22 protein-coding genes are annotated in these 24,825 nt (G+C 71.5%); 10 read left to right on the top strand and 12 right to left on the bottom strand.

Features of this window, described 5'->3' with window-relative positions; all coding sequences use genetic code 11:
• Nucleotides 1–185: 185 nt before the first annotated feature.
• The 6 genes from ACIPWY_RS02200 to ACIPWY_RS02175 all read right to left on the bottom strand — a co-directional run bounded on the left by ACIPWY_RS02200 (nt 186) and on the right by ACIPWY_RS02175 (nt 7,400).
• Complete coding sequence (locus ACIPWY_RS02200; protein ID WP_362901684.1) at nt 186–1,190, bottom strand: sugar phosphate isomerase/epimerase family protein; 1,005 nt, start codon at nt 1,188–1,190, stop codon at nt 186–188.
• A gap of 13 nt (nt 1,191–1,203) precedes the next feature.
• Entirely contained in the window at nt 1,204–2,406 is a 1,203-nt protein-coding gene (locus ACIPWY_RS02195) for a Gfo/Idh/MocA family protein (protein WP_393699813.1), read from the bottom strand.
• A 55-nt stretch (nt 2,407–2,461) separates the two neighbouring features.
• Entirely contained in the window at nt 2,462–3,505 is a 1,044-nt protein-coding gene (locus ACIPWY_RS02190) for a substrate-binding domain-containing protein (RefSeq protein ID WP_393699815.1), read from the bottom strand.
• A 19-nt stretch (nt 3,506–3,524) separates the two neighbouring features.
• Nucleotides 3,525–4,535 carry an ABC transporter permease gene (locus ACIPWY_RS02185; protein WP_362901678.1) on the bottom strand — a complete coding sequence of 337 codons (1,011 nt, stop codon included), beginning with the start codon at nt 4,533–4,535 and terminating at the stop codon, nt 3,525–3,527.
• Nucleotides 4,536–4,611: 76 nt separating this feature from the next.
• Entirely contained in the window at nt 4,612–6,120 is a 1,509-nt protein-coding gene (locus ACIPWY_RS02180) for a sugar ABC transporter ATP-binding protein (RefSeq protein ID WP_393699817.1), read from the bottom strand.
• Between the two features lie 98 nt (nt 6,121–6,218).
• The gene (locus ACIPWY_RS02175; protein WP_362901674.1) at nt 6,219–7,400 is read right to left on the bottom strand and encodes an ROK family transcriptional regulator; all 1,182 of its coding nucleotides are present in this window, start codon (nt 7,398–7,400) and stop codon (nt 6,219–6,221) included.
• Between the two features lie 245 nt (nt 7,401–7,645).
• Here ACIPWY_RS02175 and ACIPWY_RS02170 point away from each other — a divergent pair, with 245 nt between their 5' ends.
• Complete coding sequence (locus ACIPWY_RS02170; protein ID WP_393699819.1) at nt 7,646–7,912, top strand: low temperature requirement protein A; 267 nt, start codon at nt 7,646–7,648, stop codon at nt 7,910–7,912.
• 147 nt (nt 7,913–8,059) lie between these two features.
• A complete protein-coding gene (locus ACIPWY_RS02165; protein ID WP_393699821.1) occupies nt 8,060–8,236 on the top strand; it encodes a hypothetical protein in 177 nt (58 codons plus the stop codon).
• A gap of 58 nt (nt 8,237–8,294) precedes the next feature.
• Here ACIPWY_RS02165 and ACIPWY_RS02160 read toward each other — a convergent pair whose 3' ends face one another.
• The 4 genes from ACIPWY_RS02160 to ACIPWY_RS02145 all read right to left on the bottom strand — a co-directional run bounded on the left by ACIPWY_RS02160 (nt 8,295) and on the right by ACIPWY_RS02145 (nt 11,640).
• Nucleotides 8,295–8,972, bottom strand: a complete 678-nt coding sequence (locus ACIPWY_RS02160; protein ID WP_362901668.1) for a GntR family transcriptional regulator — start codon at nt 8,970–8,972, stop codon at nt 8,295–8,297.
• Between the two features lie 131 nt (nt 8,973–9,103).
• On the bottom strand, nt 9,104–10,051 hold the full coding sequence (locus ACIPWY_RS02155) for a beta-ketoacyl-ACP synthase III (RefSeq protein WP_362901666.1): 948 nt from the start codon (nt 10,049–10,051) through the stop codon (nt 9,104–9,106).
• A gap of 148 nt (nt 10,052–10,199) precedes the next feature.
• Nucleotides 10,200–10,337: a hypothetical protein gene (locus tag ACIPWY_RS02150; protein ID WP_199841638.1), complete on the bottom strand. Its 138-nt coding sequence runs from the start codon at nt 10,335–10,337 to the stop codon at nt 10,200–10,202.
• Entirely contained in the window at nt 10,303–11,640 is a 1,338-nt protein-coding gene (locus ACIPWY_RS02145) for an OFA family MFS transporter (RefSeq protein ID WP_389544665.1), read from the bottom strand. The genes ACIPWY_RS02150 and ACIPWY_RS02145 overlap by 35 nt, the downstream gene beginning before the upstream one ends.
• A gap of 191 nt (nt 11,641–11,831) precedes the next feature.
• Here ACIPWY_RS02145 and ACIPWY_RS02140 point away from each other — a divergent pair, with 191 nt between their 5' ends.
• From ACIPWY_RS02140 to ACIPWY_RS02110, 7 genes are all read left to right on the top strand, one after another.
• Nucleotides 11,832–12,809 (top strand): 2-dehydropantoate 2-reductase, encoded by a 978-nt coding sequence (locus ACIPWY_RS02140; protein WP_393699825.1) that lies wholly within the window; start codon nt 11,832–11,834, stop codon nt 12,807–12,809.
• Entirely contained in the window at nt 12,806–14,746 is a 1,941-nt protein-coding gene (locus ACIPWY_RS02135) for a molybdopterin oxidoreductase family protein (RefSeq protein WP_393699827.1), read from the top strand. The genes ACIPWY_RS02140 and ACIPWY_RS02135 overlap by 4 nt, the downstream gene beginning before the upstream one ends.
• 8 nt (nt 14,747–14,754) lie before the next feature.
• The gene (locus tag ACIPWY_RS02130) at nt 14,755–16,653 is read left to right on the top strand and encodes an NAD(P)H-dependent oxidoreductase subunit E (protein ID WP_393699829.1); all 1,899 of its coding nucleotides are present in this window, start codon (nt 14,755–14,757) and stop codon (nt 16,651–16,653) included.
• Nucleotides 16,650–17,510: a 2Fe-2S iron-sulfur cluster-binding protein gene (locus ACIPWY_RS02125; protein WP_389482981.1), complete on the top strand. Its 861-nt coding sequence runs from the start codon at nt 16,650–16,652 to the stop codon at nt 17,508–17,510. The genes ACIPWY_RS02130 and ACIPWY_RS02125 overlap by 4 nt, the downstream gene beginning before the upstream one ends.
• 7 nt (nt 17,511–17,517) lie before the next feature.
• The gene (gene fdhD / locus ACIPWY_RS02120; protein WP_362901654.1) at nt 17,518–18,369 is read left to right on the top strand and encodes a formate dehydrogenase accessory sulfurtransferase FdhD; all 852 of its coding nucleotides are present in this window, start codon (nt 17,518–17,520) and stop codon (nt 18,367–18,369) included.
• Between the two features lie 255 nt (nt 18,370–18,624).
• A complete protein-coding gene (locus tag ACIPWY_RS02115) occupies nt 18,625–20,526 on the top strand; it encodes an exo-alpha-sialidase (RefSeq protein ID WP_393699832.1) in 1,902 nt (633 codons plus the stop codon).
• Nucleotides 20,527–20,535: 9 nt separating this feature from the next.
• Complete coding sequence (locus ACIPWY_RS02110; RefSeq protein ID WP_393699834.1) at nt 20,536–21,786, top strand: hypothetical protein; 1,251 nt, start codon at nt 20,536–20,538, stop codon at nt 21,784–21,786.
• Here the strand turns inward: ACIPWY_RS02110 and ACIPWY_RS02105 are convergent.
• Nucleotides 21,722–22,735 (bottom strand): bile acid:sodium symporter family protein, encoded by a 1,014-nt coding sequence (locus ACIPWY_RS02105; RefSeq protein ID WP_393700425.1) that lies wholly within the window; start codon nt 22,733–22,735, stop codon nt 21,722–21,724. The two genes, ACIPWY_RS02110 and ACIPWY_RS02105, sit on opposite strands and share 65 nt — an antisense overlap.
• A gap of 159 nt (nt 22,736–22,894) precedes the next feature.
• Between ACIPWY_RS02105 and ACIPWY_RS02100 the strand changes: the two genes are divergently transcribed.
• Nucleotides 22,895–23,764 (top strand): LysR substrate-binding domain-containing protein, encoded by an 870-nt coding sequence (locus tag ACIPWY_RS02100; protein WP_393700427.1) that lies wholly within the window; start codon nt 22,895–22,897, stop codon nt 23,762–23,764.
• Nucleotides 23,765–23,787: 23 nt separating this feature from the next.
• Here ACIPWY_RS02100 and ACIPWY_RS02095 read toward each other — a convergent pair whose 3' ends face one another.
• Nucleotides 23,788–24,762, bottom strand: a complete 975-nt coding sequence (locus ACIPWY_RS02095; RefSeq protein WP_393699836.1) for an Lrp/AsnC family transcriptional regulator — start codon at nt 24,760–24,762, stop codon at nt 23,788–23,790.
• Nucleotides 24,763–24,825 lie beyond the last annotated feature (63 nt).

The following is a 24,825-nucleotide window of genomic DNA, read 5'->3' as shown; positions in this document are numbered from 1 at the left end:
GACGGGGGCGTGTCGCGCATGCGCTCTGCGGGTGCGATCGGTACGCCGGGGTGCGCCGTCACCCCGGAACTGTGCGTGTCCTGTACAACATTGGACCGTAGCCACGTTTGTCCGGGACGGAAAGCCCTTGCACAGCAATGGAGTCGACTTTCTCTCCACGCAGGACAAACGTGGCCGACGGGCCGCTAGTCGGAGCCGCCGAAGGCCGCGTCGAAGGACGCCGTGGGCGGCTCGAAGTCGAAGGCCTTGAGGTGCTTGAGCGCCTCGGGGGCGCCCTGGAGCCGATCCATGCCGGCGTCCTCCCACTCGACCGAGACGGGGCCCTCGTAGTCGATGGAGCGCAGCATCCGGAAGACGTCCTCCCAGGGCACGTCGCCGTGGCCCGCGGAGACGAAGTCCCAGCCGCGGCGCGGGTCGCCCCAGGGCAGGTGGGAGCCGAGGCGGCCGTTGCGGCCGTCGAGGCGGCGCCGGGCCTCCTTGCAGTCGACGTGGTAGATCCGGTCGCGGAAGTCCCACAGGAAGCCGACCGGGTCGAGGTCCTGCCACACGAAGTGGCTGGGGTCGAAGTTCAGGCCGAAGGCGGCCCGGTGGTCGACGGCGTCGAGGGCGCGCTGCGTGGTCCAGTAGTCGTACGCGATCTCCGACGGGTGGACCTCGTGGGCGAACAGGACGCCGTTCTCGTCGAAGACGTCGAGGATGGGGTTCCAGCGGTCGGCGAAGTCCTGGTAGCCGCGCTCGATCATCGATTCGGGCGCGGGCGGGAACATGGCGACCAGGTGCCAGATGGACGAGCCGGTGAAGCCGATGACGGTGTCGACACCGAAGGCCGCCGCGGCCCGTGCGGTGTTCTCCATCTCGGTGGCGGCCCGCCGTCGTACGCCCTCGGCCTCGCCGTCGCCCCAGATGCGGGCCGGCAGGATCGCGCGGTGACGCTCGTCGATGATCGCGTCACACACCGCCTGCCCCACGAGGTGGTTGGAGATCGCCCAGCACTTGAGGCCGTACTTGTCGAGCAGGGCGCGGCGCGAGTCGAGGTAGCCGGGATCCGCGAGGGCCTTGTCGACCTCGAAGTGGTCGCCCCAGCAGGCGAGTTCGAGGCCGTCGTAGCCGAAGTCGCGGGCCAGCCTGCACACCTCTTCGAGCGGCAGGTCGGCCCACTGTCCGGTGAACAGGGTGAACTGGCGTGGCATGAGCCGTGCCTCCTCAGACCGGGATGGGGGTGTAGACGGAGTTCTTGAGCGCGCTCTCCTCCACGGCGGCGAGCACGCGCTGCACGCGCAGGCCCTCGGCGAAGGACGGCTCGGGCTGGCGGCCGGCCGCGATGGCGTGGACGAGATCGCGGGCCTGGTGCACGAAGGTGTGCTCGTAGCCGAGGCCGTGGCCGGGCGGCCACCAGGCCTCCAGATAGGGGTGGTCGGGCTCGGTGACGAGGATGCGGCGGAAGCCGGCGCTGACCCCGGGTTCGGTGTGGTCGTGGAACGACAGCTCGTTGAGGCGCTCCAGGTCGAAGGCCAACGAGCCTTTCTCGCCGTTGAGTTCGATGCGCAGCGCGTTCTTGCGACCGGACGCGAAGCGGGTCGCCTCGAAGGAGCCGAGCGCCCCGGAGGCGAAGCGGGCCGTGAAGAGCGCCGCGTCGTCGACCGTCACCGGGCCGCGCTCACTCCCGCCGCCGCCCGCCGCGAGCCCCGCCGACGCGCCGTCCAGGATCGGCCGTTCCCTCACGAACGTCTCGGTGAGCGCCGAGACGCCGACGAGGGACTCCCCGGCCAGGAACTGCGCGAGGTCGACGGCGTGTGCCCCCAGGTCGCCCAGGGCGCCCGAGCCCGCGTACTCCTTCTTCAGCCGCCAGGTGAGCGGGAAGTCGGGGTCGACGAGCCAGTCCTGGAGGTAGGAGACGCGCACGTGGCGCAGGGTGCCGACGCGGCCCTCCTCGACCATGCGGCGGGCGAGCGCGGTGGCGGGGACGCGCCGGTAGTTGAAGCCGGTCATCGCCAACTGGCCGCGTTCACGGGCCCGTTCGGCCGCCTCCACCATCGCCTCGGCCTCGTCCACCGTGTTGGCGAGCGGTTTCTCGCACAGGACGTGTTTGCCCGCCTCCAGGGCGGCGACGGCGATCTCCGCATGGCTGTCGCCGGGGGTGCAGATGTCGACGACGTCGACATCCTCGCGGGCGATCAGCGCCCGCCAGTCCGTCTCGGCCGCGGCCCAGCCGAGCCGGTCGGCCGCGGCGCGCACGGCCTGCCCGTCCCGGCCGCAGACGGCCGCGAGGACCGGGCGCAGTGGCAGATCGAAGACCCGGCCCACGGTGCGCCAGCCCTGGGAGTGGGCGGCGCCCATGAAGGCGTATCCGACCATGCCGACACCCAGGGGGCGCGGCCTTGCCCCGGGCTCCTGAGTCGTGCCCATGCAGTAGTCCTCCTCGTCGACGCCGGTCCCGCTGGATGCGCTGTGGGGGCACCCATCACTTGAAGCCGGTGGGCATGTACTGGGCGACGTTGTCCTTGTCGACGACCGCGGAGAAGAGCGTCACGTGGGCCGGGATCTCGAACTCGGCCATGCCGCTGATGCCCTTGCCCTGGCCGAGGGCGCGCGCGAGGTCGATCGCGGAGGCGGCCATGGTCGGCGGGTAGAGGACGGTCGCCTTGAGGACGCTGTTGCCTGCCTCGATGGCCTGCATGGCGGAGAGCGCTCCGGCGCCGCCGACCATCAGGAAGTCGTCGCGTCCGGCCTGCTTGATGGCGCGCAGGGCGCCGACGCCCTGGTCGTCGTCGTGGTTCCACAGGGCGTCGAAGTTCTTCTGCGCCTGGAGGAGCTGCGACATCTTCGCCTGGCCCGACTCGACGGTGAACTCGGCGGCCTGGCGGGCGACCTTCTTGATGTTCGGGTAGTTCTTCAGGGCGTCGTCGAAGCCCTGGCTGCGCTGCTTGGTGAGCTCCAGGTTGTCGAGGCCCGCGAGCTCGACGACCTTGGCGTTCTTCTTGTCCTTGAGCTGCTCGCCGATGTAGTTGCCGGCGCTCAGGCCCATGCCGTAGTTGTCGCCGCCGACCCAGCAGCGGTACGCCTGCGGGGTGTTGAAGATCCGGTCGAGGTTGACGACGGGGATCCCGGCGCGCATCGCCTTCAGGCCGACCTGGGTGAGGGCCTTGCCGTCGGCCGGCAGGATCACCAGGACGTCGACCTTCTTGTTGATGAGGGTCTCGACCTGCCCGATCTGCGCGGCGGTGTCGTTCGAGCCCTCCGTCGCCTCCAGGGTGACGTCGGAGTACTTCTTGGCGCGCTCCGTGGCGTTGTCGTTGATCGCGTTCAGCCAGCCGTGGTCGGCCTGCGGTCCCGCGAACCCGATGGTCACGTGCTTGCCCGGCTTGTCGTCCGCGACGGGCTTGTCGTTCGCCGCGGGCTTGGTCTCCTTGGGCTCGTTGCTCGTGCACGCGGTGAGCAGTCCGCCCGTGGTGACGGCGGCTGCCGCCCCGAAGAGCAGTCCTCTGCGGCTCGTGGTCTCTGGCATGTCGGTGGCCCTTCCCGGGTCAAGAAGTGGTGGTGGAGGTGCGTCGCTGGACCAGGACCGCGGCGACGATGATCGCCCCCTTGGCGATCTCCTGGACGTCGCTCTGCAGATTGTTGAGCGCGAAGATATTGGTGATCGTGGTGAAGATCAGTACGCCGAGCACGGAGCCGGTGATGGTGCCCCGGCCGCCGGTGAGCAGGGTGCCGCCGATGATCGCGGCGGCGATGGCGTCGAGTTCGTAGAGGTTGCCGTTCGTGTTCTGGCCCGAACCGGCCAGGACGATCAGGAGGAAGGCCGCGATGCCGCAGCACAGGCCCGACAGGAGGTAGAGGTAGAGGCGCTGGCGGCGTACGTCGATGCCGGCGAGCCGCGCGGCCTCGGCGTTGCCGCCGACGGCGACGGAGCGGCGGCCGAACGTCGTACGGTTCAGGACCAGCCAGCCGACGACCGTGACGGCGGCGAAGACGAGGACGAGCGGCGGGATGCCGAGGATGTAGGCGTCGCGTTCGCCGAGCTTGAGGACGCTGTCCACGGACACGGTCTGGGTCTTGCCGTCGGTGATCTGGAGGGCGAGACCGCGGCCCGAGGCGAGCATCGCGAGGGTGGCGATGAACGGGACCATCCCGCCGTACGCGATGAGCAGTCCGTTGACCAGGCCGCAGCCCACGCCCACGACGACGGCGGTGAACAGGATTCCGGCGAAGCCGAAGTCCTGGGTCGCGACGGTGGTGGCCCAGACGCTCGCGAGGGCGACGATCGCGCCGACCGACAGGTCGATGCCGCCGGAGATGATCACGAAGGTCATGCCGACGGTGACGACACCGATGACGGACGCCTGCGTGAGGATCAGCTGCACGTTGTTCGTGTCGAGGAACGAGTCGGGCTGGGTGATGCCGCCGACCAGGACGAGGACGGCGAGGACACCCACCAGGGACAGGGTCCGCACGTCCAGGCGGAAGCCTTTGGGGCGGGGCCCGGCGGGCGCGGTCTTCGGGGTGGCGGGCCGGGCGGGGGATGTGGGCTGGGTCATGGTGCCGGGCTCCCTTCGTGTACGGGTTGGTCGTGGCGAGCGTTTGCGCAGTTCCCCGCGCCCCTTGAGGGGCGCCTCATGCCCCCGCCAGTACGAGGTCCAGGACCCTGTGTTCGTCCAGGGACGTCGCCGGGGCCTCGTGGACGACCCGTCCCTCTCTCAGCACCAGGACCCGGTCCGCGAGGCCGAGGACCTCTGGGACCTCGCTGGAGACCATGAGGACCGCGAGGCCGTCGTCGGCGAGGCGGCGGATGACGGCGTAGAGCTCGGCGCGGGCGCCGACGTCCACGCCGCGGGTCGGCTCGTCGAGGAGGAGGACGCGGCAGCCGCGCAGGAGCCAGCGGGCCAGGACGGCCTTTTGCTGATTGCCTCCGGAGAGGGTGCGCACCGGCGCGGACGGGTTGTCGGGGCGTAGGGACAGCTCCCGGGTCGCGGCCCGCGCGGCCTCGAGTTCCTTGCCCCGGTCCAGCCAGCCCCCGTACGAGAAGCGGGACATGGTGGAGACGGAGACGTTGTTGGTGACGGACTCCAGCATGAGGAGTGCCTGCGCCTTGCGTTCCTCGGGGGCGAGGCCGAGGCCGGCGCGGACGGCGGCGCGGACGCTGCCGGGGCGCAACACCTTCCCGTCGACGACGACTTGTCCGGTACTGGCCTTGCGGGCGCCGTAGATCGTCTCCAGGATCTCGGAGCGCCCCGAGCCGACGAGCCCCGCGAGGCCCACGATCTCGCCGGGCCGCAGTTCGAGGTCGAGCGGGGCGAACTCCCCCTGCCGGGAAAGGCCCTTGACCGTCAGTACGGGTTCGGCGAGTGGGGGGCCCGAGGGGCGATCGGGGAACACGTACTCGACGTTCCGGCCCGTCATGAGGGCGACCACGTCGCGGGTCGGCGTCTCCTTGGCGGGCAGTCCGCCGGCGACGGCCCGGCCGTCCTTGAGGACGGTGACGCGGTCGCCGATCCGGCGGATCTCCTCCAGGCGGTGCGAGATGTAGATGACGGCGACGCCGTCGGCGGTGAGGGAGTCGACGATGCGGAAGAGGTTGTCGACCTCGTCCGGGTCGAGGGCGGCCGAGGGTTCGTCCATGACGATGAGGCGCACGTCGTGGGAGAGCGCGCGGGCCATGGAGACGATTTGCTGCTGGGCCGCCGAGAGGTCACCGACGAGTCTGCCCGGGTCGATCTCGCTGTGCCCAAGTCGCTTGAGCAGGGCGGCAGTTGTGGCGCGGGCGTCGCGTCCGCGGACCACGAAGCCGGCGGTGGTCGGCTCATGTCCGAGGTAGACGTTCTCGGCGACGGAAAGCCCCTGCACCAGGTCGAGTTCCTGGTAGATGGTGGCGATGCCGAGACGCATCGCGGCGATGGGCGACTTGAGCACCGTGCGCTCGCCGCGCCAGGTGATCGTGCCGTCGTCGGGCTGGTGGGCGCCGGCGAGGACCTTGATGAGAGTGGACTTCCCCGCGCCGTTCTGGCCGAGGAGGCAGTGCACCTCACCGGCCAGGACCTCCAGGTCCACGCCGTCGAGGGCGCGGACGCCGGGGAACGACTTGGTGATGCCGGACATGGTGAGCAGGGGTGGTTCCGGTGCCATGAGAGATCCCCTCGGCGGATGCGGGCCGGTGTCAGGGCAGGGCGGAGCTGAGCGCCGTACTGGTGTGGTGATCGCGTGCGGTGTTACGCCCGGCGGTGTTACGCGGGTGAGAACAGGTGGTCGCTGATCAGGCGGGCCGCGCCGATGACTCCGGCGGTGGGGCCGAGCTCGCCCAGGACGATGGGGAGGTTGCCGGTCGCCAGGGGCAGCGACTGGCGGTAGACCTGGGTGCGCAGGGCGGCGAGCAGCGTGTGGCCGAGGCCGGTCACGCCACCCCCGATCACCACGAGGCCCGGATTGAAGAAGCTGACGAGTGAGGCGATGACCTGCCCGGTGCGGTTGCCGCCTTCGCGGATGAGATCGAGGGCGGTGGCGTCACCGGCGGCCGCCGCGACGGCCACATCGGCGGCGCTGAGCTTCCCGGCCGCCTCCAGCAGGGCGGCGAGTTCGTCGGAACGGCCCTCGCGGGCCGCCTCCTCGGCGTCGCGGGCGAGTGCCGCGCCGCTGAAGTAGGCCTCCAGGCAGCCCTTGTTGCCGCAGGCGCACTGGCGTCCGTCGGGCTCGACCTGGATGTGGCCGATGTCGCCGGCGCTGCCCGTCGTACCGCGGTAGACCTCTCCGCCGACGACGATGCCGCAGCCGATGCCCGTGCCGATCTTGACGCAGAGGAAGTCGCGCGCGGAGCGGGCGACGCCCGCGTGCTGCTCCCCCATCGCCATCAGGTTCACGTCGTTGTCGACCATGACCGGGCAGCCGAGTTCCTGGCTGAGGGCCTCGCGGACGGGGAAACCGTCCCAGCCCGGCATGATCGGCGGCGCGACCGGCACGCCCTCGGGGAACCTGACGGGTCCGGGGACGCCGATCCCGGCTCCGTCGAATCCCTCGGCGAGCCCGGACGCCCTCAACTTGGCGGCCATCGCGAGCACTTGCTCGAAGACGGCGACCGGACCCTCGCGGACGTCCAGGGGCTGGTTGATGTGCCCGAGGACTTCCAGTTCGGCGTTGGTGACGGCGACGTCGACCGAGGTCGCGCCGATGTCGACGCCGAGGAAGCGCAGTTCGGGGGCGAGCCGGATGTTGTGGGAGCGGCGCCCGCCGCGCGAGGCGGCGAGTCCGTCGGCCACGACGAGACCCGTCTCCAGGAGCCGGTCCACCTCGACGGCCAGCTTCGACCGCGAGAGGTCGATCTGATCGCCGAGCTGCGCCCGGGAGTTGGGTCCGCCGTCGCGCAGCAGACGCAGCAGGCGCGCCTGGTGCGCGTTCGCGGGTCGAGCCGTCATGCGTCTCACGTGCCCCTCCCCGCCTCACCGGGCCGCCTGTCGTCCCGTCTTCGGGCTTTCGAGGGGAACGTAGCAGTGCTTGCCGGGAGTGGGAAGAAGTTGCGCAGCAATTACCCATGACTTTCTCCAGTGACAGGACAAAGAGCCGGGAGGGAAGATCCGCGCACCCCGTCGCCCGCACAACTGATGGACGTCACAAGGGGGTTGGAAGGACGGAGAGCGCGCGCGGCCCGGAGGGGACGACCGTGGAGCGGCGGGCCGCCCCCGAACTGCGCGTCAGCACGCTGGAGCTCTTCTTCGACCTCGCCTTCGCCTTCACTCCGACGCAGATCACCGTGCTGCTCGCGCACGACCTGTCGTTCGCCACGACGGGGCGCGTCGTCCTCATCTTCGTCGTGCTGTTCTGGATGTACGGCGCCTACGCCTATCTCACCAGCCAGGTGCCGCCGGACCGGCCCTCACGCAGACTGCTGCTGACCGTCGGGATGGGCGCGTCCTCGCGGCGGGCGTGAAGAAGTCGCTCGGGCATCTCGGTGAGCATCTGCACACCGGGCCCGCGCTCACGCTCGCGGGCGGTGTCGCGCTCTTCCTCGCCGGCGATGTCGCGTTCAGGACCGCCAGGCGGCTCTCCCCGACGCCTTCCGGGCGGGGACGTGCCGGTGGTGCTCGCCACGGCGCTGCTCGGGATGCATGTGGCCGCCGTGGCGGAACTCGTCGCGCTCGTCGTGATCCTGGTGGCGATGCCGGCCGCGGAGGCGCGGGCCCGTCGGGGCGTTCCTTCGGGTGACGGGTTGCCCGTGGCTCGTCGCGCCCACGCGGCGGGGCCGCACATGTAGCGGTCCCGCGCCCCTTTCCGGCGCGCACCCCGACCGTGATCCATGGGCGGCGCGGCCGCTATGCCTGGTCGCGCCGGTGGTACGTCTCGCGGGTGTGCTCGGTGTGGGCCCGCATGACCGCCGTCGCCCGCGCCTCGTCCCGCTGCGCGATCGCCGCGATCAGCTCGCGGTGCTCGATCCAGGACTGCTTGCCGCGCTGGCGGGCCACCGGCTGGTAGTACCAGCGCACCCGGCGGTCCACCTGTCCGGCGAGCTCGCCGAGGACGACGTTCCCCGCGAGTTCCATGACCTTGGCGTGGAAGGCGGCGTTCGTCGCCACGACGAGTTCCACGTCGCCGTCGGCGACGGCCTGTTCGCCTCGGGCGCACAGCTCTTCGAGTGCGGTGATCCCGGCCTTGCCGGCGTTCGCTGCGGCAAGGCGGGCCGCCTCGGCCTCCAGAAGCGTACGGACCGTGAGGAGTTGGTCCGCCTCGTCCTCGGTCGGTTCGTGCACGAAGGCGCCCTGCGCCGGACGGAGATCGACCCAGCCCTCCGTGTTCAGCCGCTGGAGCGCCTCGCGCACGGGCTGCCTCGACACCCCGAGGTGCCCGGCGAGTTCGCTCTCGACCAGGTGCTGGCCCGGCTGAAGTGCGCGTGTCGTGATCAGTTCGAGCAGCGCCTCGTAGACCCGCTCGCGCAGCGGTCCGGGGCGCTCGAGCTTGGGCACCGCCCCCTGCGGCAGTCCTGTGGACAACATCGCGGTCCCCCTCCTGGGCAACGGAGAAGCCAGTATGAATTGGCTTTCGTCTACAGTCTACCGAGCACAATGGCCAGTAGGGGCGGGAGTCGGTCTCGTCACACCCGTGAACGCCGCGAAATCACGCCTGCTCAGGGGCAGCGGACGACCTGGCCCGCGTAGGACAGATTCCCGCCGAATCCGAAGAGCAGCACCGGCTGGCCGCTGCGGATCTCGCCGCGCTCGACGAGCTTGGAGAAGGCGAGCGGGATGCTCGCGGCGGACGTGTTGCCCGAGTCGACGACATCGCGCGCGACGACGGCGTTCACCGCGCCGATCTTCTCGGCGAGCGGCTCGATGATCCGCAGGTTCGCCTGGTGCAGGACGACGCCGGCCAGATCGGCGGGCGCGTACCCGGCCCGCTCGCAGGCCGCGCGGGCCAGCGGCGGCAGCTGCTGCGTCGCCCAGCGGTAGACGCTCTGGCCCTCCTGCGCGAAGCGCGCCGGCTCGCCCTCGATGCGGACGGCGTTACCCATCTCGGGCACGGAACCCCACAGGACTGGCCCGATGCCCGGCTCGTCGCCGGGCGGGCAGGCCTCGACCACGACGGCGCCCGCGCCGTCACCGACGAGGACGCAGGTCGTGCGGTCCGTCCAGTCGGTGACGGCGGACATCTTGTCGGCGCCGATCACCAGGGCGCGCGTCGCGGCGCCCGCCCGTACGGCGTGGTCGGCGGTGGCGAGGGCGTGCGTGAAGCCCGCGCACACCACGTTGACGTCCAGCGCGGCGGGCGAGGGCACACCGAGGCGGTGCGCGACGCGCGCGGCCATGTTGGGCGAGCGGTCGACGGCGGTGGAGGTGGCGACCACGACGAGGTCGATGTCGGCGGCCGTCAGTCCCGCCGCCGCGAGGGCCTTCGCCGCGGCGTGGGCGGCCAGCTCGTCGACCGGCTCGTCGGGCCCCGCGATGTGACGGGTGCGGATGCCCACACGGCTGCGGATCCACGCGTCGTCGGTGTCCACCATGGCCACCAGGTCGTCGTTGGTGAGGACCCTGGAGGGCTGGTAGTGGCCAACGGCAGCGATACGCGAACCGGTCATGGGTGGGTCCTCTCGGTGTTCGAGATACGGATCCACCAGTCTGGTGAGCGACTCACCAGTACGAGGACGGGTAAAGCAACAGGATTGGGGCGCCCTCGTTGGAGGGTGCCCCACATCGCCCTGCGGCGTCCGGGGTCCGTCACGCCTGCTACCCCGTGAAGAGCTGCCTCGCCTTTTGTACGAGTTCGTACAGGCCGTACGCCAGCGGCACCCCGACCCACAGCCAGGCGAACAGGGTGAGCGCGCGGCGGCTAGGCGGACTGCCGGCGCTCTGCGGCTGCGTCATCGGTGGCCTCCCTCGGGGCGGGGATGTGGTGGCGGGCGTGGACGGGACGGATCAGCTCGTTCGCGACGAAGCCGACGACGAGCAGGCCGATCATGATCGTGAAGGACAGGCCGTAGAGGTCCGGGCCGTGCTTGCCGGCCTCTTCCTGGCTGTCGGCGACCCGGTTGACGATCAGCGGGCCGAGCACTCCGGCGGTGGACCACGCGGTGAGCAGCCGGCCGTGGATCGCGCCGACCTGATAGGTGCCGAAGAGGTCCTTGAGGTACGCGGGGACGGTGGCGAAGCCGCCGCCGTAGAAGGAGAGGATCACCAGCGCGCAACCGATGAACAGGGGCTTGGAGGAATCGCCGAAACGGGCGATCAGGAGGTACATGACCGCACCCACGCCCAGGTAGAGGCGGTAGACGTTCTTGCGGCCGACCAGGTCGGAGGCGGAGGACCACCCGATGCGGCCCGCCATGTTCGCCGCCGACAGGAGCGCGACGAAGCCGGCGGCCGCGGAGACGCCGACGGGGGTGGTGCTGTCCTTGAAGAAGTCCGTGATCATCGGGGCGGCCTTCTCCAGGATGCCGATGCCCGCCGTCACGTTCATGCAGAGCACGAGCCACAGGCACCAGAACTGGGGGGTCCGCACGGCGCTGCGGGCCGAGACCTGCACCCCGTCGAGCGGCGCCGGCGCCCCTGCCTTGCGCGCCCCTTCCGTACGGGGCACGCGCACGAGCAGCACCCCGAGCGACATGAACACGGCGTACGCGAGTCCGTGCACGAGGAACGCGAGGGCGATGCCCGAGGAGTCGGTGCCGAAGGACTCCAGCATCTGCGCGGACCACGGGGAGGCGATCAGCGCACCGCCGCCGAAGCCCATGATCGCGATGCCGGTGGCCATGCCGGGCCGGTCGGGGAACCACTTGATCAGGGTCGACACAGGCGAGATGTAGCCGATGCCGAGCCCGATCCCGCCGACGAAGCCGTAGCCGAACACGATCAGCCAGAACTGTCCGGTGGCGGCGCCGAGCGCGGAGATCAGGAAGCCGGACGAGAAACAGACGAGGGCGACGGTCATCGCCCAGCGGGGGCCGTTGCGCTCGACGAGCGTGCCGCCGAAGGCCGCGGAGAGGCCGAGCATCACGATGCCGAGCTGGAAGGGGAGGGCGCTCTGGGTGCCGCTGAGGTGCAGCGAGGACTCGAGCGGGGGCTTGAAGACGCTCCAGGCGTAGGCCTGGCCGATGGAGAGGTGGACGGACAGAGCGGCGGGCGGAACGAGCCAGCGGCTCCAGCCGGTTGGCGCGACGGGGGGCCTCATGATCCCGAACGGTAGGGAGCTGTCCGGGAGTTGGGAAGAGCGCGCGCCGGAATCCGTACACGGTATGCGATGCGCGGGCCCTTGTCGGCCCATCTTCCATACTGTAGACAATATTCCATCGACAGTCCGACGGTCCTCCGCACTCTCCTCCCGTGAGAGCAGGAGCCCTCGACCGAACGGAGCTCGCCATCGTGAAAGTCGCAGTCCTCGGCGCCGGTGCGATCGGCGCCTACGTCGGAGCCGCGCTGCACCGCGCCGGCGCCGACGTGCATCTCGTAGCCCGTGGACCGCACCTCGCGGCCATGAGGCAGCACGGCGTCCAAGTACGCAGCCCCCGCGGTGACTTCACCGCCCGTGCCCACGCGACCGACGACCCCTCGGGGGTCGGCCCGGTCGACTATGTCTTCCTCGGCCTCAAGGCCAACTCGTACGCGGCGTGCGGGCCGCTCATCGAGCCACTGCTGCACAGCTCGACGGCCGTGATCGCGGCCCAGAACGGTATCCCCTGGTGGTACTTCCACCGGCACGGCGGCCCGCACGACGGGCAGCGCGTGGAGAGCGTGGACCCCGGCGGCGCGGTCAGTGCGGTGCTCGCGCCCGAGCGGGCCATCGGCTGTGTCGTCTACGCGGCGACGGAGCTCGAAGGGCCCGGCGTCGTACGCCATCTCGAAGGGACCAGGTTCTCCGTCGGGGAGCCCGACCGCTCGGTGTCGGACCGCTGCCTCGCGTTCAGTCGGGCGATGCAGGCCGGGGGCCTCAAGTGCCCCGTCGAGCCCGAGCTGCGCAGCGACATCTGGATCAAGCTGCTCGGCAACATCTCGTTCAACCCGATCAGCGCGCTGTCCCGCGCGACCATGCGGCAGATGTGCCTGCACGGCGGCACGCGCCGGGTCATCGAGATCATGATGACCGAGACGCTCGCCGTCGCCGGGGCGCTGGGCTGCCGTCCGGACATCTCCGTCGAGCGGCGTCTGGCCGGCGCCGAGCGCGTCGGCGACCACCGCACCTCCACACTCCAGGACCTGGAGCGCGGCAAACCGCTCGAACTCGACGTGCTGCTCGCGGCCGTCGTGGAACTGGCGGAGATCACCGGAGTCCCGGTCCCGACGCTCCGCACCGTCCACGCCATCTCGGATCTGCTCGCCGACCGCATGAGGAGCGCGGCATGAAGAAGCGGGACCGCACCCCGAAGACGTACACCCGCCTCACCCATCCTCTCGTCCGGGACTCCCGGGACGAGCCCTTCCGCCGCGCCACCTGGGACGAGGCGCTCGCCAGGGCCGCGGACGGGTTCCGGCGCACCAAGGAGGCGCACGGCCCGGACGCGTTCGCGATGCTCTCCTGCGCCCGCGCCACGAACGAGATGAACTACGTCGCGCAGAAGTTCACGCGCGTCGTGATGGGCACCAACAACGTCGACTCGTGCAACCGCACCTGCCACGCCCCGAGCGTCGCGGGCCTGTCCGCGGCCTTCGGCTCGGGCGGCGGCACCTCCTCGTACGAGGAGGTCGAGCACACCGACCTCATCGTGATGTGGGGCTCCAACGCCCGCTTCGCGCACCCGATCTTCTTCCAGCACGTCCTGAAGGGGATCAGGAACGGGGCACGGATGTACGCGGTCGATCCGCGCCGCACCTCGACCGCGGAGTGGGCGGAGAGCTGGCTCGGCATCAACGTCGGCACGGACATCCCGCTCGCCCACGCCGTCGGCCGCGAGATCATCCACGCGGGCCTGCACAACAAGGCGTTCATCGAGCGGGCCACGACCGGCTTCGACGCGTACGCCGAACTGGTCGAGCCGTGGACCCTCTCCCTCGCCGAGAAGGTCACGGGCGTCCCCGCCGCCGCCATCCGCGACCTCGCGTACGCCTACGCCACCGCCGAGCGCGCCCAGCTGTGCTGGACCCTCGGCATCACGGAACACCACAACGGCACCGACAACGTACGGGCGTTGATCAACCTGTCGCTGCTCACCGGGCACGTCGGCCGCTACGGCTCCGGCGTCCAGCCCCTGCGCGGGCAGAACAACGTCCAGGGCGGCGGCGACATGGGCGCCATCCCCAACCGCCTGCCCGGCTTCCAGGACATCCTCGACAGCGCGCACCGCGTCAAGTTCGAGCGCGCGTGGGGCGCGACCATCCAGCCGCGGTACGGGATGACGCTCACCGACATGTTCGAGGCGATGGAGCACGGCGAACTGCACGCCGTGTACTGCATCGGCGAGAACCCCGCCCAGTCCGAGGCCGACAGCGAGCAGGCCGTACGCCGACTCGCGGCCCTCGACCATCTGGTCGTGCAGGACATCTTCCTGACGAAGACCGCCGAGATGGCCGACGTGGTCCTGCCCGCGACCGCCGCCTGGGCGGAGACCGACGGCACAACGACCAACAGCGAGAGGCGAGTTCAGCGTGTACGCGCCGCTCTCACCCCGCCCGGCGAGGCCCGCGAGGACATCGACATCATCTGCGACGTCGCCGCGCGGCTCGGCCACGACTGGAAGTTCGCCGACTCCGAGGCCGTGTGGAACGAGCTGCGCGACCTGTCGCCGGACCACTTCGGCATGACGTACGACCGCCTTGAAGAGCACCAGGGCCTGCAGTGGCCGTGCCCGGACCTGGAGGTCCTGCCGTCGAGCTTCCTGCACGGCAGGCTGTGGGAGCAGGATCCGGCGCTGCGCGGCCGTGCGGCGCCCTTCGGGATCGTCGCGCACGACCCGCCGGTGGACCTGACGGACGAGGCGTTCCCCATCCGCCTGACGACGGGCCGGCGCCTCGACTCGTACAACACCGGTGTGCAGAGCGGGAGTTTCGCCTCTCCGCTGCGGCGCGGCGAGTACGTCGAGCTGTGCCCGGAGGACGCGGAGCGGTACGGCGTCGTGGTGGGCGAGGAGGTGCGGGTGTCGTCGCGGCGCGGCGTGGTGGTGGCTCCCGTGTGGGTCGACCCGGCGCTGCGGCCCGGCCTCGCGTTCATGACCATGCACTTTCCCGACGAGGTGGACACCAACCAGCTGACGATCGAGGCGAACTGCCCGATCGCGGGGACGGCGGAGTTCAAGGCGTCGGCGATCCGTATCGAGAAGCTGCCCGTCGCGGCCGTGAGGAGCTGAGACACGACATGGATCTGCACTTCGGCGACAGCAAGCCCACCGACGAGGAACGCGAGGCGGTCGACGCGCTGCTCGGGCCGCCGGGCTCGGCGTGGGAAGCGCCGTTCGGTGACTCGGCGGTCCGCTCCGACGCGGATCTGCGCTGGGCGCGCGGCGGCCGTGCCGCGCGGGAGCGGCGGGACCTGCTGTTGCCGGGGCTGCACGCGGTCAACGACCGGGTCGGCTGGATCAGCGAGGGCGCCCTCGACTATCTGTGCCGGCGGCTGACGGTGCCGCCGGCGGAGGCGTACGGGGTGGCGACGTTCTACTCGATGTTCTCCGTGAAGCCGCGCCCGGCGACCGTACTGCACGTGTGCACGGACGTGGCGTGCACGGCGGCCGGCTCCGCCGAGCTCTGCGCGGGGGTGGAGGGGCGGCTCGGACTCGGGAGCGGGGTTTCGGTCGAGCGCGGTCCTTGTCTGGGGCTGTGTGAGCGGGCGCCTGCCGCGCTGGTGGTGCGGGCGGGTGCGGGGGCGGGTTCGGCTGCGGAGGCCGGTTCGGGCGCGCCTCATGCACCCGGCGCCGAGAAGCCCTACGCAACAGCCGTCATAGCCCCCGCCACCCCCGAGTCCACCGTCCTGGCCGCCTCCGCCCCCGAGGCCGCCGAACCCGAACCGCCCGCCTCCCTCGCCGTCCCGCAGGCCGGGCAGCCCGGGCTCACCCTGCTGCGCCGCATCGGCGTCGTGGACCCGGCCTCGCTCGACGACTACCGGTCCCACGGCGGATATACCGCCCTGCGCCGGGCGTTCGCGCTCGGGCCCGCCGGGGTGATCCGGGAGGTGACCGACGCGGGCCTCGTCGGGCGCGGCGGGGCCGCCTTCCCCACCGGCGTGAAGTGGAAGGCCACCGCCTCGCAGCCGGACCGTCCGCACTACCTGGTGTGCAACGCCGACGAGTCCGAGCCCGGCACCTTCAAGGACCGGGTCCTGATGGAAGGGGACCCGTACTCCCTCATCGAGGCCATGACGATCGCCGGGTACGCGGTCGGCGCTCACCAGGGGTACCTGTATCTGCGCGGTGAATACCCGCGCGCGCTCAGGCTGTTGAGCAACGCGATCGAGCAGGCGCGCGCCCGCGGGCTCCTCGGGGACGACGTGCTCGGTCAGGGCTACGCCTTCGACATCGAGATCCGGCGGGGCGCGGGCGCGTACATCTGCGGCGAGGAGACCGCGCTCTTCAACTCCATCGAGGGCTACCGCGGCGAGCCGCGCTCCAAGCCGCCCTTCCCCGTGGAGAAGGGCCTGTTCGGGAAGCCGACGGCCGAGAACAACGTCGAGACCCTCGTGAACGTGCTGCCGATCCTGACCATGGGCGCCGAGGCGTACGCGGCGATCGGCACGGAGAAGTCGACCGGGCCGAAGCTGTTCTGCGTGTCCGGGAGCGTCGGGCGGCCCGGGATCTACGAGCTGCCGTTCGGCGCGACGCTCGGCGAACTGCTCGACCTGGCGGGCAAGCCGGACAACCTGCGGGCCGTGCTGCTCGGCGGCGCCGCGGGCGGCTTCGTGCGCGCCGACGAGATGGACATCCCGCTCACGTTCGAGGGGACGCGCGCGGCCGGCACGACACTCGGCTCGGGCGTCGTCCTCGCCGTCGACGACACCGTGCCGCTGCCGCGCGTCCTGCTGCGGATCGCCGAGTTCTTCCGCGACGAGTCGTGCGGGCAGTGCGTGCCGTGCCGGGTGGGCACGGTCCGGCAGGAGGAGGCGCTGCACCGGATCGCCGAGCGGACGGGCGCGGCGGCCGCCGGTGACATCGCGCTGCTCAGGGAGGTGGGGCGGGCCATGCGGGACGCCTCGATCTGCGGTCTGGGGCAGACCGCGTGGAACGCCGTGGAATCCGCCATCGACCGCCTGGGGGCGTACGAATGACCGCCATACCGCTGGGAGTGCCGCGCCGCCTCGTCGAGTTCACGCTGGACGGGCAGGAGGCGCGGGTGCCGGAGGGGTCGACGATCCTGGACGCCTGCCGGGCCGCGGGCAAGGACATCCCGACGCTGTGCCAGGGCGACACTCTCACCCCGAAGAACGCGTGCCGGGTGTGTGTCGTCGAGGTCGAGGGCGCCCGCACCCTCGCCCCGGCGTGCTCACGCAGGGCCGAGGCGGGGATGGAGGTGCGCACGGACACGGAGCGCGCCCGGCACAGCCGCAAGGTCGTCCTCGAACTGCTCGCCTCGTCCGTGAACCTGTCGACGACGCCGCGCGCCGCCGAATGGATCAAGGAGTACGAGGCGGAGCCCGACCGGTTCGGTCCGGACGCGGCACGCGTGGACGAGGAGCCGCGCGTCGACAACGACCTGTACGTCCGGGACTACGACAAGTGCATCCTCTGCTACAAGTGCGTCGACGCGTGCGGTGACCAGTGGCAGAACACGTTCGCCATCTCGGTCGTGGGGCGCGGCTTCGACGCCAGGATCGCCGTCGAGCACGACGCGCCGCTGACGGATTCGGCGTGCGTGTACTGCGGCAACTGCATCGAGGTGTGCCCGACGGGCGCGCTGTCCTTCAAGTCGGAGTTCGACATGCGGGCGGCGGGCACCTGGAACGAGGCGGAGCAGACGGAGACTACGACCGTATGCGCGTACTGCGGCGTGGGCTGCAACCTCACGCTCCATGTGCAGGACAATGAGATCGTCAAGGTCACCTCGCCCCACGACAACCCGGTGACCCACGGCAACCTCTGCATCAAGGGCCGCTTCGGCTATCAGCACGTACAGAACCGGGACTGATCGACACATGGGACGAGTCACGGAACGACGCAAGGTGCTCCGCATCCGCGACGGGCAGGTCTCCAGCAGGCCCGACACGCTCGTGGCGGAGGAGCCTTTGGAGATCCGGCTCAATGGCAAGCCCCTCGCCATCACGATGCGCACTCCGGGCGACGACTTCGCGCTCGCGGCGGGGTTCCTGGTCAGCGAGGGCGTCCTCGGCGCGAGCGACGAGCTGCAGAGCATCGTGTACTGCGCGGGGGCGCTGGAGGACGGGTCGAACACGTACAACGTCGTCGACGTGCGCACCGCTCCCGGTCTGGTGCTGCCCGACATCACGCTCGAACGCAATGTGTACACGACGTCGTCCTGCGGCCTGTGCGGGAAGGCGAGCCTGGACGCGGTCCGTACGACGACCCGGTTCGCGATCGACGACACTCCCCCGGTCCGGATCGAGCCCTCGCTCCTGGCGAGCCTCCCCGACCGGCTGCGCGAGGCCCAGCGGGTCTTCGACCGGACCGGGGGTCTGCACGCCGCGGCGCTGTTCTCGGAAGCCGGGGAACTGCTCGACATCCGCGAGGACGTGGGCCGGCACAACGCGGTGGACAAGATCGTCGGACGCGCCCTCCAGAACGGCACGCTTCCGCTGTCCCGCGCGATCCTGCTCGTCTCGGGCCGCGCCTCCTTCGAGCTCGCGCAGAAGGCGGTGATGGCGGGCATCCCGGTCCTCGCGGCCGTGTCCGCGCCGTCGTCGCTCGCGGTCGACCTGGCCACGGAGAGCGGCCTCACCCTGGTCGGTTTCCTGCGCGGGCCCAACATGAACGTGTACGCGGGCGAACACCGCATAGCCCTGCGGGCCGCCGCGGCCGCCCAGGGCTGAGCGGTTTCCCCGCGGCACGGCGACGGGGCCCGGATCCGGCGGGGAGCGCCCCCTGCGCCGGCCGGGCCCCACGCGCCGGAGTAATCCCGGCCAGGTCTTCCTGATCACCTGATCCCCTGATGCACGGTGCTTGTGGCGTGCCGCGCGTCCCAAGTAGCGTCTGTGGCCCGGACATTGGACGTGGGATGTCTGGATGTCCAGACGCATGAGCCGTGACATCAGCCTTGACATGAGCCGTTGAAGGGTGGCAGCACCATGCCGTCAAGTCTCCGCGTACGTCTGAGATCCCTGGGCACATCCGTCGTCGCGCTGCTCGCCGTGGCCGCGGGAGCCGCGCTGCCCGCGCAGGCCGCCGAACCGGCCGGCGCGACACAAGCGGCCCGAGCAGCCTCGGCGGTACCGCCGTTCGAGCAGCAGGTCCTCTTCAAGGCTTCCCAGGATCCCGGGTACGCCTGCTACCGAATTCCGGCCGTCGTGAAGACGAAGCAGGGGACGCTGCTCGCCTTCGCCGAGGGGCGCACGAACGACTGTTCCGACGCGGGCGACATAGACATCGTCGTCAAGCGGTCCGAGGACGGGGGCCGCACCTGGAGCCCGCTCCAGGTCGTCAACGAGGGCGCCGGTGACACGCACGGCAACCCCGCCCCGGTGGTCGACCTCAGGACGGGCCGCATCCTGCTCGCGGAGACGTACAACACCGGCCGCACGGACGGAAAGAACTGTGACGTGCCGTGCGACCGCACCCCGCACCTCCAGTACAGCGACGACGACGGCCGCACCTGGTCGGCGCCGCGCGACCTGAGCGACGAGATCCTGCCGAAGGACTGGAACTCCTGGTACGCGACCGGGCCCGTGCACGGCCTGCAGCTCACCCAGGGGCGCCACCGCGGCCGGCTCGTCTTCACCGTCAACGCCGAGTCCTGGGACGGCACTCGCGTCACCGCGAACCACGCCGCGCTCATGGTCAGCGACGACGGCGGCGAGCACTGGCGGGTCGGCGCGAAGGACTCGTGGCCGATCGCGGACGACGGCACCTTCCGGCAGAAGCCGTCCGAGATGACGCTGGCCGAACTGCCCGGCGGATACCTGTACGTGTCGGGGCGCGAGCAGGACGGCACCGACCTCGGTCACCGCACGCACACATGGAGTCGGGACGGCGGCGACTCGTTCACGCGGCGCTTCTCGGCGATCCCCGACCTCTACACCCCGCAGGTGCAGGGTTCGGTCCTGCGCACCGGGAACCGGCTGCTCCTTGCCTGCCCCGGCGACCCCGACCGGCGCCGGACGATGACCATCCGTTCCTCGTACGACGGCGGGCGGACCTGGGACAGCTTCGACCGCTCGACCGTGGTGACGACCGACTGGTCCGGCTACTCGGACCTCGTGCAGGCGACCCGCGACCAGGTGGGCCTCATGTACGAGGGCGGCGCGGTCGACGCGCGCGACGAGATCCGCTTCGCGCGCTTCACCCAGGACTGGCTGACGCCGCGCCGGGGCGCCGATCCGACGACACAGGACCGGGCCCGCGACGCGCGGGACGCGGCCGTGCTGGGCGGCGCCTCCCCGACCACCGGCCGCTTCGGCGGGGCGCTCTCCTTCGACGGGACGGACGACGCCGTACGGCTCCCGTACAGCGCCCGGCTGCCGCTCGGGGCGAAGGACTTCACCGCGTCGCTGTGGTTCCGCTACTCCGCCACGACCGGTGAGCAGCCCCTGCTGTGGATGGGCGGGATCGGCACCACGCAGCCGCAGGTGTGGCTGCGCGCCGAGCCCGCGAGCAACCGCATCACGGGCCTGATCACCACGCGGGACGGCGCCGCGGTCCCGCGGTCCGCGTCGGTGCGCACCACGAGCGCCTACAACGACGGCCAGTGGCACCACGCCGTACTGCGACGCGGTGGCGGACAGCTGACGCTCGTCGTCGACGGGACGTCGGTCAGTACGCCCGACGTGCCGGGCTCCGTCAGCCGTAACTCGCCGTTCGGCGTGCACGTGGGCGAACGGATGGACAGCCGGGCGCACTTCACCGGCGCGATCGATGAAGTCCGGGTCCAGGACCGGGCGTTGAACGACACAGGGCTCAACACCCCGGTCACCACTGTGACCCCGGACACCGTCCTGTGGCTGCCCATGGACCGGGTGCGCGGCGGTCGCTAACGTCCGAGCGTGCCTGCGGACAAGGAGGCGGTGCGCCGCGGGAGCCTGGGAGCGGGTCTCGGCCTGCTGCTCGCCCTGGTGTGCGCCGCCGCCCTGCTGACCGCCCTTCCGGACGACGACCGGGAGGGCGGTCGCCCGTGCGCGGCGCGCGGCGTCGCCTCGTGGTCCGCCGACCCCGGTCTCACGGGGGCGTTCGCCCGCTACGGCGACGACGCGTCGCGGGGCGACGACTGGACGGGCGGCGACGGCACGCACTCGGTGCGGCTCCCGGACGGGCGGGTCCTGTGGCTGTTCTCCGACACCTATCTCGGGCAGGTGCACGCACCGCCCAACCCGGCGGGCCAGCCCCACGCCTGGCGCGACCTCTCGGCGCCGTTCGTGCGCAACTCGGCCGTGGTGATGGGCCGTTCGGGCGCGCTGGAGCGCACGCTCCCCGCGCCCCTGTTCCCCGACCCGGCGCCGCAGCAGTGGCGCTGGCCCGTCGCGGCCCGCGTCGAGCCCCGCTCCCCCGGCTCCGCCGAGCGGGTCGTCCGCGTCCTGCTGTGGACCCGTACGACGGGGACGGGCCCCTGGATCTACGGCATGCCCGCCGCCACCGAGGTCGCCACTCTCTCCCTGCCCGGCCTGCGCGTCGAGAGCGTCACCACGGTCCTGGACCAGCGCGGCGTGCCTGACCCGGCGCGGCGCGTCCTGTTCGGCACGACGGCCGTCGACCGGGGCGGGTGGACGTACGTGTTCGGCGGCGACGACGGGCAGGGGGCCACGCGCCGCGCCCATGTCGCCCGCGTGCCGCGCGGCCGGCTCGCCGAGCCGGGGGCGTGGCGGTACTGGGACGGCTCGCGCTGGACGCGCACCGCCCGCCCACGTGCGATCCTCGGCGACGGTGAACGACGCGGGGTCGGCAGCGCGTTCACCGTGGTGCGCGACGGCGGTACGTACGTCCTGTTCACGATGGCCGCCGGGACCGCGGGCCTGACCCGCGTCACCTCTTACTGGGCGTGTGCGCCGACCGGGCCCTGGCACGGTCCCGCGAAGGGTTTCGAGGCGCCGCTGCCTCGGGACGGGGCGCTCGGGCAGGGCACGGCCGCGTACAACCCGCAGGCGCACCCCGCGCTCGGCGGCGGTGACGGGCACCTGCTGCTCAGCTACGACGTCAACTGGCTGGACGCCGCGCCCGCGACCGCGCAGGCGCAGGTCAGCCGGAACGTGTCGTTGTACCGGCCGCGGTTCGTGGCACTGCGGCTCGCTCGTCCGCGCTGACCTGCTCCAGGGGGTCACGCGCCCGGCGCTTGGCGATCACCGCGCACACCATGAGCTGCATCTGGTGGAACAGCATCAGCGGCAGCACGGCGAGGGACGCGTGCGCCCCGAACAGGACGCTCGCCATGGGCAGTCCGGCCGCCAGGGACTTCTTCGATCCGGCGAACTGGATCGCGATGCTGTCCGCGCGCCCGAAGCCGAGCGCCTTGCCGCCGTACCAGGTGGCCGCCAGCATCACGGCGAGCAGCACCGCCTCGACGGCGAGGAGCCCGCCCAGGCGCACGGCGCTGACCTGGTGCCAGATGCCCTGGACCATGCCCTCGCTGAACGCGGTGTAGACGACGAGGAGGATCGAGCCGCGGTCGACGTAGCCCAGGACCTTCTTGTGCCGCGTGATGAAGGAGCCGACCCAGCGGCGCAGGAACTGCCCGGCCAGGAACGGCACGAGCAGCTGGAGCACGATCTTGACAAGGGAGTCGGCGGAGAACCCGCCGCCGCTGTTGCCGAGCAGCCCGGCCGCGAGGAGCGGCGTGATGACGATGCCGGCCAGCGAGGAGAAGGAGCCCGCGCAGATCGCCGCGGGCACGTTGCCCCGGGCCATGGAGGTGAAGGCGATCGACGACTGGATCGTGGAGGGCACGAGGGTGAGGAAGAGCAGGCCGTCGTAGAGGGACGGTGTGAGGACCACGGGGACGAGACCGCGGGCCGCTAGGCCGAGGAGCGGGAAGACGACGAACGTGGCGGCGAGGACGGTCACGTGGAGCCGCCAGTGCCTGAGCCCGTCGAGCGCCTCGCGGGTCGACAGGCGCGCTCCGTAGAGGAAGAAGAGGAACGCGACGGCGGTGGTCGAGGCGCCGGACGCGACGTCGGCCGCACCGCCGCGCGCGGGCAGGAGCGCCGCGAGGCCCACCGTCCCTATGAGCGCCAGGATGTAGGGGTCGACCGGCATCCAGGACGGCCAAGTCAGGCGTTTCACGGGTTCCATGTTCCTTGCTGTCGGTTCAGGTCGTGCCCTCTCCATCGTCCTCTTGATCACCGCGATCGGGAATCCTGCATACCGCACTGACTGTCATCACGTTCGGCGATGAGCGCGGGTAGGGTCGAGGGCATGTACGACCCCTCGCAGCTGCGTACGTTCCTCGCGGTGGCCCAGACGCTGAGCTTCACGCAGGCCGCCCGCCGCCTCGGCCTGCGCCAGTCCACGGTGAGTCAGCACGTGCGGCGCCTGGAGGACGCCACGGGGCGGACACTGTTCACGCGGGACACGCACTCCGTGGAGCTCACGGAGGACGGCGAGGCGATGCTCGGCTTCGCGCACCGGATCCTGGAGGTGCACGAGCAGGCGTCGGCGTTCTTCACGGGCACGCGGCTGCGCGGACGGCTGCGGTTCGGGGCGTCGGAGGACTTCGTCCTGACCCGGCTGACCGAGATCCTGGAGGCGTTCCGGCACGACCACCCCGAGGTGGACCTGGAGCTGACGGTCGAGCTGTCCGGCACGCTGCACGAGCAGCTCGACGCGGGCAAGCTCGACCTGGTCCTCGCCAAGCGGCGGCCCGAGGACCCGCGCGGCGAGTCCGTGTGGCACGACCGGCTGGTGTGGATCGGCGCGGAGCGGCTGCGCCTGGACCTGGACCGTCCGGTGCCGCTCATCGTGTACCCGCCGCCGGGCATCTCGCGCGCCCTGGCCCTCGAAGCCCTGGAGCGGCACGGCCGCGCCTGGCGCGTGGCCTGCACCAGCGGCAGCCTCAACGGCCTGATCGCGGCGGCCAGGGCGGGCCTCGGCGTGATGGCGCACTCGCGCGGCCTGATCCCGCCCGGCCTGGTCCGCGTACCGGAGCGGGCGGGGCTGCCGGAGCTGGGCGAGGTGGACTTCGTGCTGCTGCACGGACCGCGGCACGGCAGCGGGCAGGGCGAGGCGGCGCAGGCGCTGGCCCAGGCGATCCTCGAAGGCGGCGACCGGCTGCACCGCAGCCGTTAGCAGGGGGACGCGCTGCAGAGGCGCTAGCGGATGGGCGGCTGGTACGTCAGCCGCTTGACCCGCCGGATGTACGGCGACGTCTCGACGTGCTGTACCCCTTCGAGCCGGCCGAGCTTGCCGCTGATGTACGCGTACAGGTCGGCGGTGTCCCGGGTCGCGACGGTGGCGACCAGGTTCGAGGGGCCGGCGGTCGCGGCGGCGTAGGTGATCTCCTCGTGCCCGGCGAGGGCGCGGCCGACGGTGTCCAGGGAGGCGGGGGCCGCGGTGATCCAGAGGACGGCGGCATGGGTGAAGCCGAGGCGCATGGTGTCGTACTCGATGTCGATGTAGAGGGAGCCCGCGGCGAGGAGCTGGTCGAGGCGGCGCTTCACGGCCGACTCCGAACGGCCCGTGGCGTGCTGGAGTTCGGGGTATCCGGCGCGGCCGTCGCGTTTGAGTACGGCGGTCAGCGCCGCGTCGTCGGGGGTGATGCGGACGGGGGCCCCGGGGTGGTGCGCGAGGGGGCCGAGCGCCGCGACCTGGTCCGCGGTGAGCGGCCCGTGCTTGACGAGCCAGCCGTCCGGGCCGCCGAAGAAGCGGTGCAGCATCTGCAGGGCGCGGATCTCGACGATGTGCGGGGTGCGCGGCAACTTGCCGAGCAGCAGGTCGTCGTGGTCGCCCTGGGTACGCGGGACGATCATGCACACGACTTCCGTGCCGCCCGAGGTGAGGCTGATCCAGGCGGTGTCGGGCCGGCGGGCCAGGGCGGCGGCGATGGCCTCGGCGCCTTCGGGGGCGCAGCGCAGGCGCAGCATCCAGTGGTCGTGGCCGAGCCGCAGGCTGTCCTGGAGTCCGACGACCCGCAGGCCGCCCTCGGCGACGAGCTTGCGGTAGCGGCGGGCGACGGTCTGGTCGGAGACGCCGAGGACGGCCGCGATCCGGCTGAAGGGGGCGCGGCCGTCGACGTCGAGGGCCTGGAGCAGTTTCAGATCCAGCTCGTCGAAAGGAGGGGATTCCATCGGACTGCGCGCTCCTGATGTCGGATTCCTTCGGTCCCTGGCCTCTGAGCACCGGGATCCGCC

Source organism: Streptomyces sp. NPDC090032 (assembly GCF_044748025.1).
In the GTDB taxonomy this organism is placed as follows: Bacteria; Actinomycetota; Actinomycetes; order Streptomycetales; family Streptomycetaceae; genus Streptomyces.
This window is presented reverse-complemented; position numbering and strand designations above follow the sequence as displayed.

What these genes read in the sequence shown, in the direction of transcription:
- ACIPWY_RS02190 (WP_393699815.1), bottom strand. Translation starts at nt 3,505, where the DNA reads ATGCCAGAGACCACGAGCCGCAGAGGACTGCTCTTCGGGGCGGCAGCC.
- ACIPWY_RS02135 (WP_393699827.1), top strand. Translation starts at nt 12,806, where the DNA reads ATGAAGAAGCGGGACCGCACCCCGAAGACGTACACCCGCCTCACCCAT.
- ACIPWY_RS02145 (WP_389544665.1), bottom strand. Translation starts at nt 11,640, where the DNA reads ATGAGGCCCCCCGTCGCGCCAACCGGCTGGAGCCGCTGGCTCGTTCCG.
- ACIPWY_RS02180 (WP_393699817.1), bottom strand. Translation starts at nt 6,120, where the DNA reads ATGGCACCGGAACCACCCCTGCTCACCATGTCCGGCATCACCAAGTCG.
- ACIPWY_RS02195 (WP_393699813.1), bottom strand. Translation starts at nt 2,406, where the DNA reads ATGGGCACGACTCAGGAGCCCGGGGCAAGGCCGCGCCCCCTGGGTGTC.
- ACIPWY_RS02150 (WP_199841638.1), bottom strand. Translation starts at nt 10,337, where the DNA reads ATGACGCAGCCGCAGAGCGCCGGCAGTCCGCCTAGCCGCCGCGCGCTC.
- ACIPWY_RS02100 (WP_393700427.1), top strand. Translation starts at nt 22,895, where the DNA reads ATGTACGACCCCTCGCAGCTGCGTACGTTCCTCGCGGTGGCCCAGACG.
- fdhD (WP_362901654.1), top strand. Translation starts at nt 17,518, where the DNA reads ATGGGACGAGTCACGGAACGACGCAAGGTGCTCCGCATCCGCGACGGG.
- ACIPWY_RS02095 (WP_393699836.1), bottom strand. Translation starts at nt 24,762, where the DNA reads ATGGAATCCCCTCCTTTCGACGAGCTGGATCTGAAACTGCTCCAGGCC.
- ACIPWY_RS02160 (WP_362901668.1), bottom strand. Translation starts at nt 8,972, where the DNA reads ATGTTGTCCACAGGACTGCCGCAGGGGGCGGTGCCCAAGCTCGAGCGC.
- ACIPWY_RS02175 (WP_362901674.1), bottom strand. Translation starts at nt 7,400, where the DNA reads ATGACGGCTCGACCCGCGAACGCGCACCAGGCGCGCCTGCTGCGTCTG.
- ACIPWY_RS02200 (WP_362901684.1), bottom strand. Translation starts at nt 1,190, where the DNA reads ATGCCACGCCAGTTCACCCTGTTCACCGGACAGTGGGCCGACCTGCCG.
- ACIPWY_RS02130 (WP_393699829.1), top strand. Translation starts at nt 14,755, where the DNA reads ATGGATCTGCACTTCGGCGACAGCAAGCCCACCGACGAGGAACGCGAG.
- ACIPWY_RS02185 (WP_362901678.1), bottom strand. Translation starts at nt 4,535, where the DNA reads ATGACCCAGCCCACATCCCCCGCCCGGCCCGCCACCCCGAAGACCGCG.
- ACIPWY_RS02125 (WP_389482981.1), top strand. Translation starts at nt 16,650, where the DNA reads ATGACCGCCATACCGCTGGGAGTGCCGCGCCGCCTCGTCGAGTTCACG.
- ACIPWY_RS02115 (WP_393699832.1), top strand. Translation starts at nt 18,625, where the DNA reads ATGCCGTCAAGTCTCCGCGTACGTCTGAGATCCCTGGGCACATCCGTC.
- ACIPWY_RS02155 (WP_362901666.1), bottom strand. Translation starts at nt 10,051, where the DNA reads ATGACCGGTTCGCGTATCGCTGCCGTTGGCCACTACCAGCCCTCCAGG.
- ACIPWY_RS02105 (WP_393700425.1), bottom strand. Translation starts at nt 22,735, where the DNA reads ATGCCGGTCGACCCCTACATCCTGGCGCTCATAGGGACGGTGGGCCTC.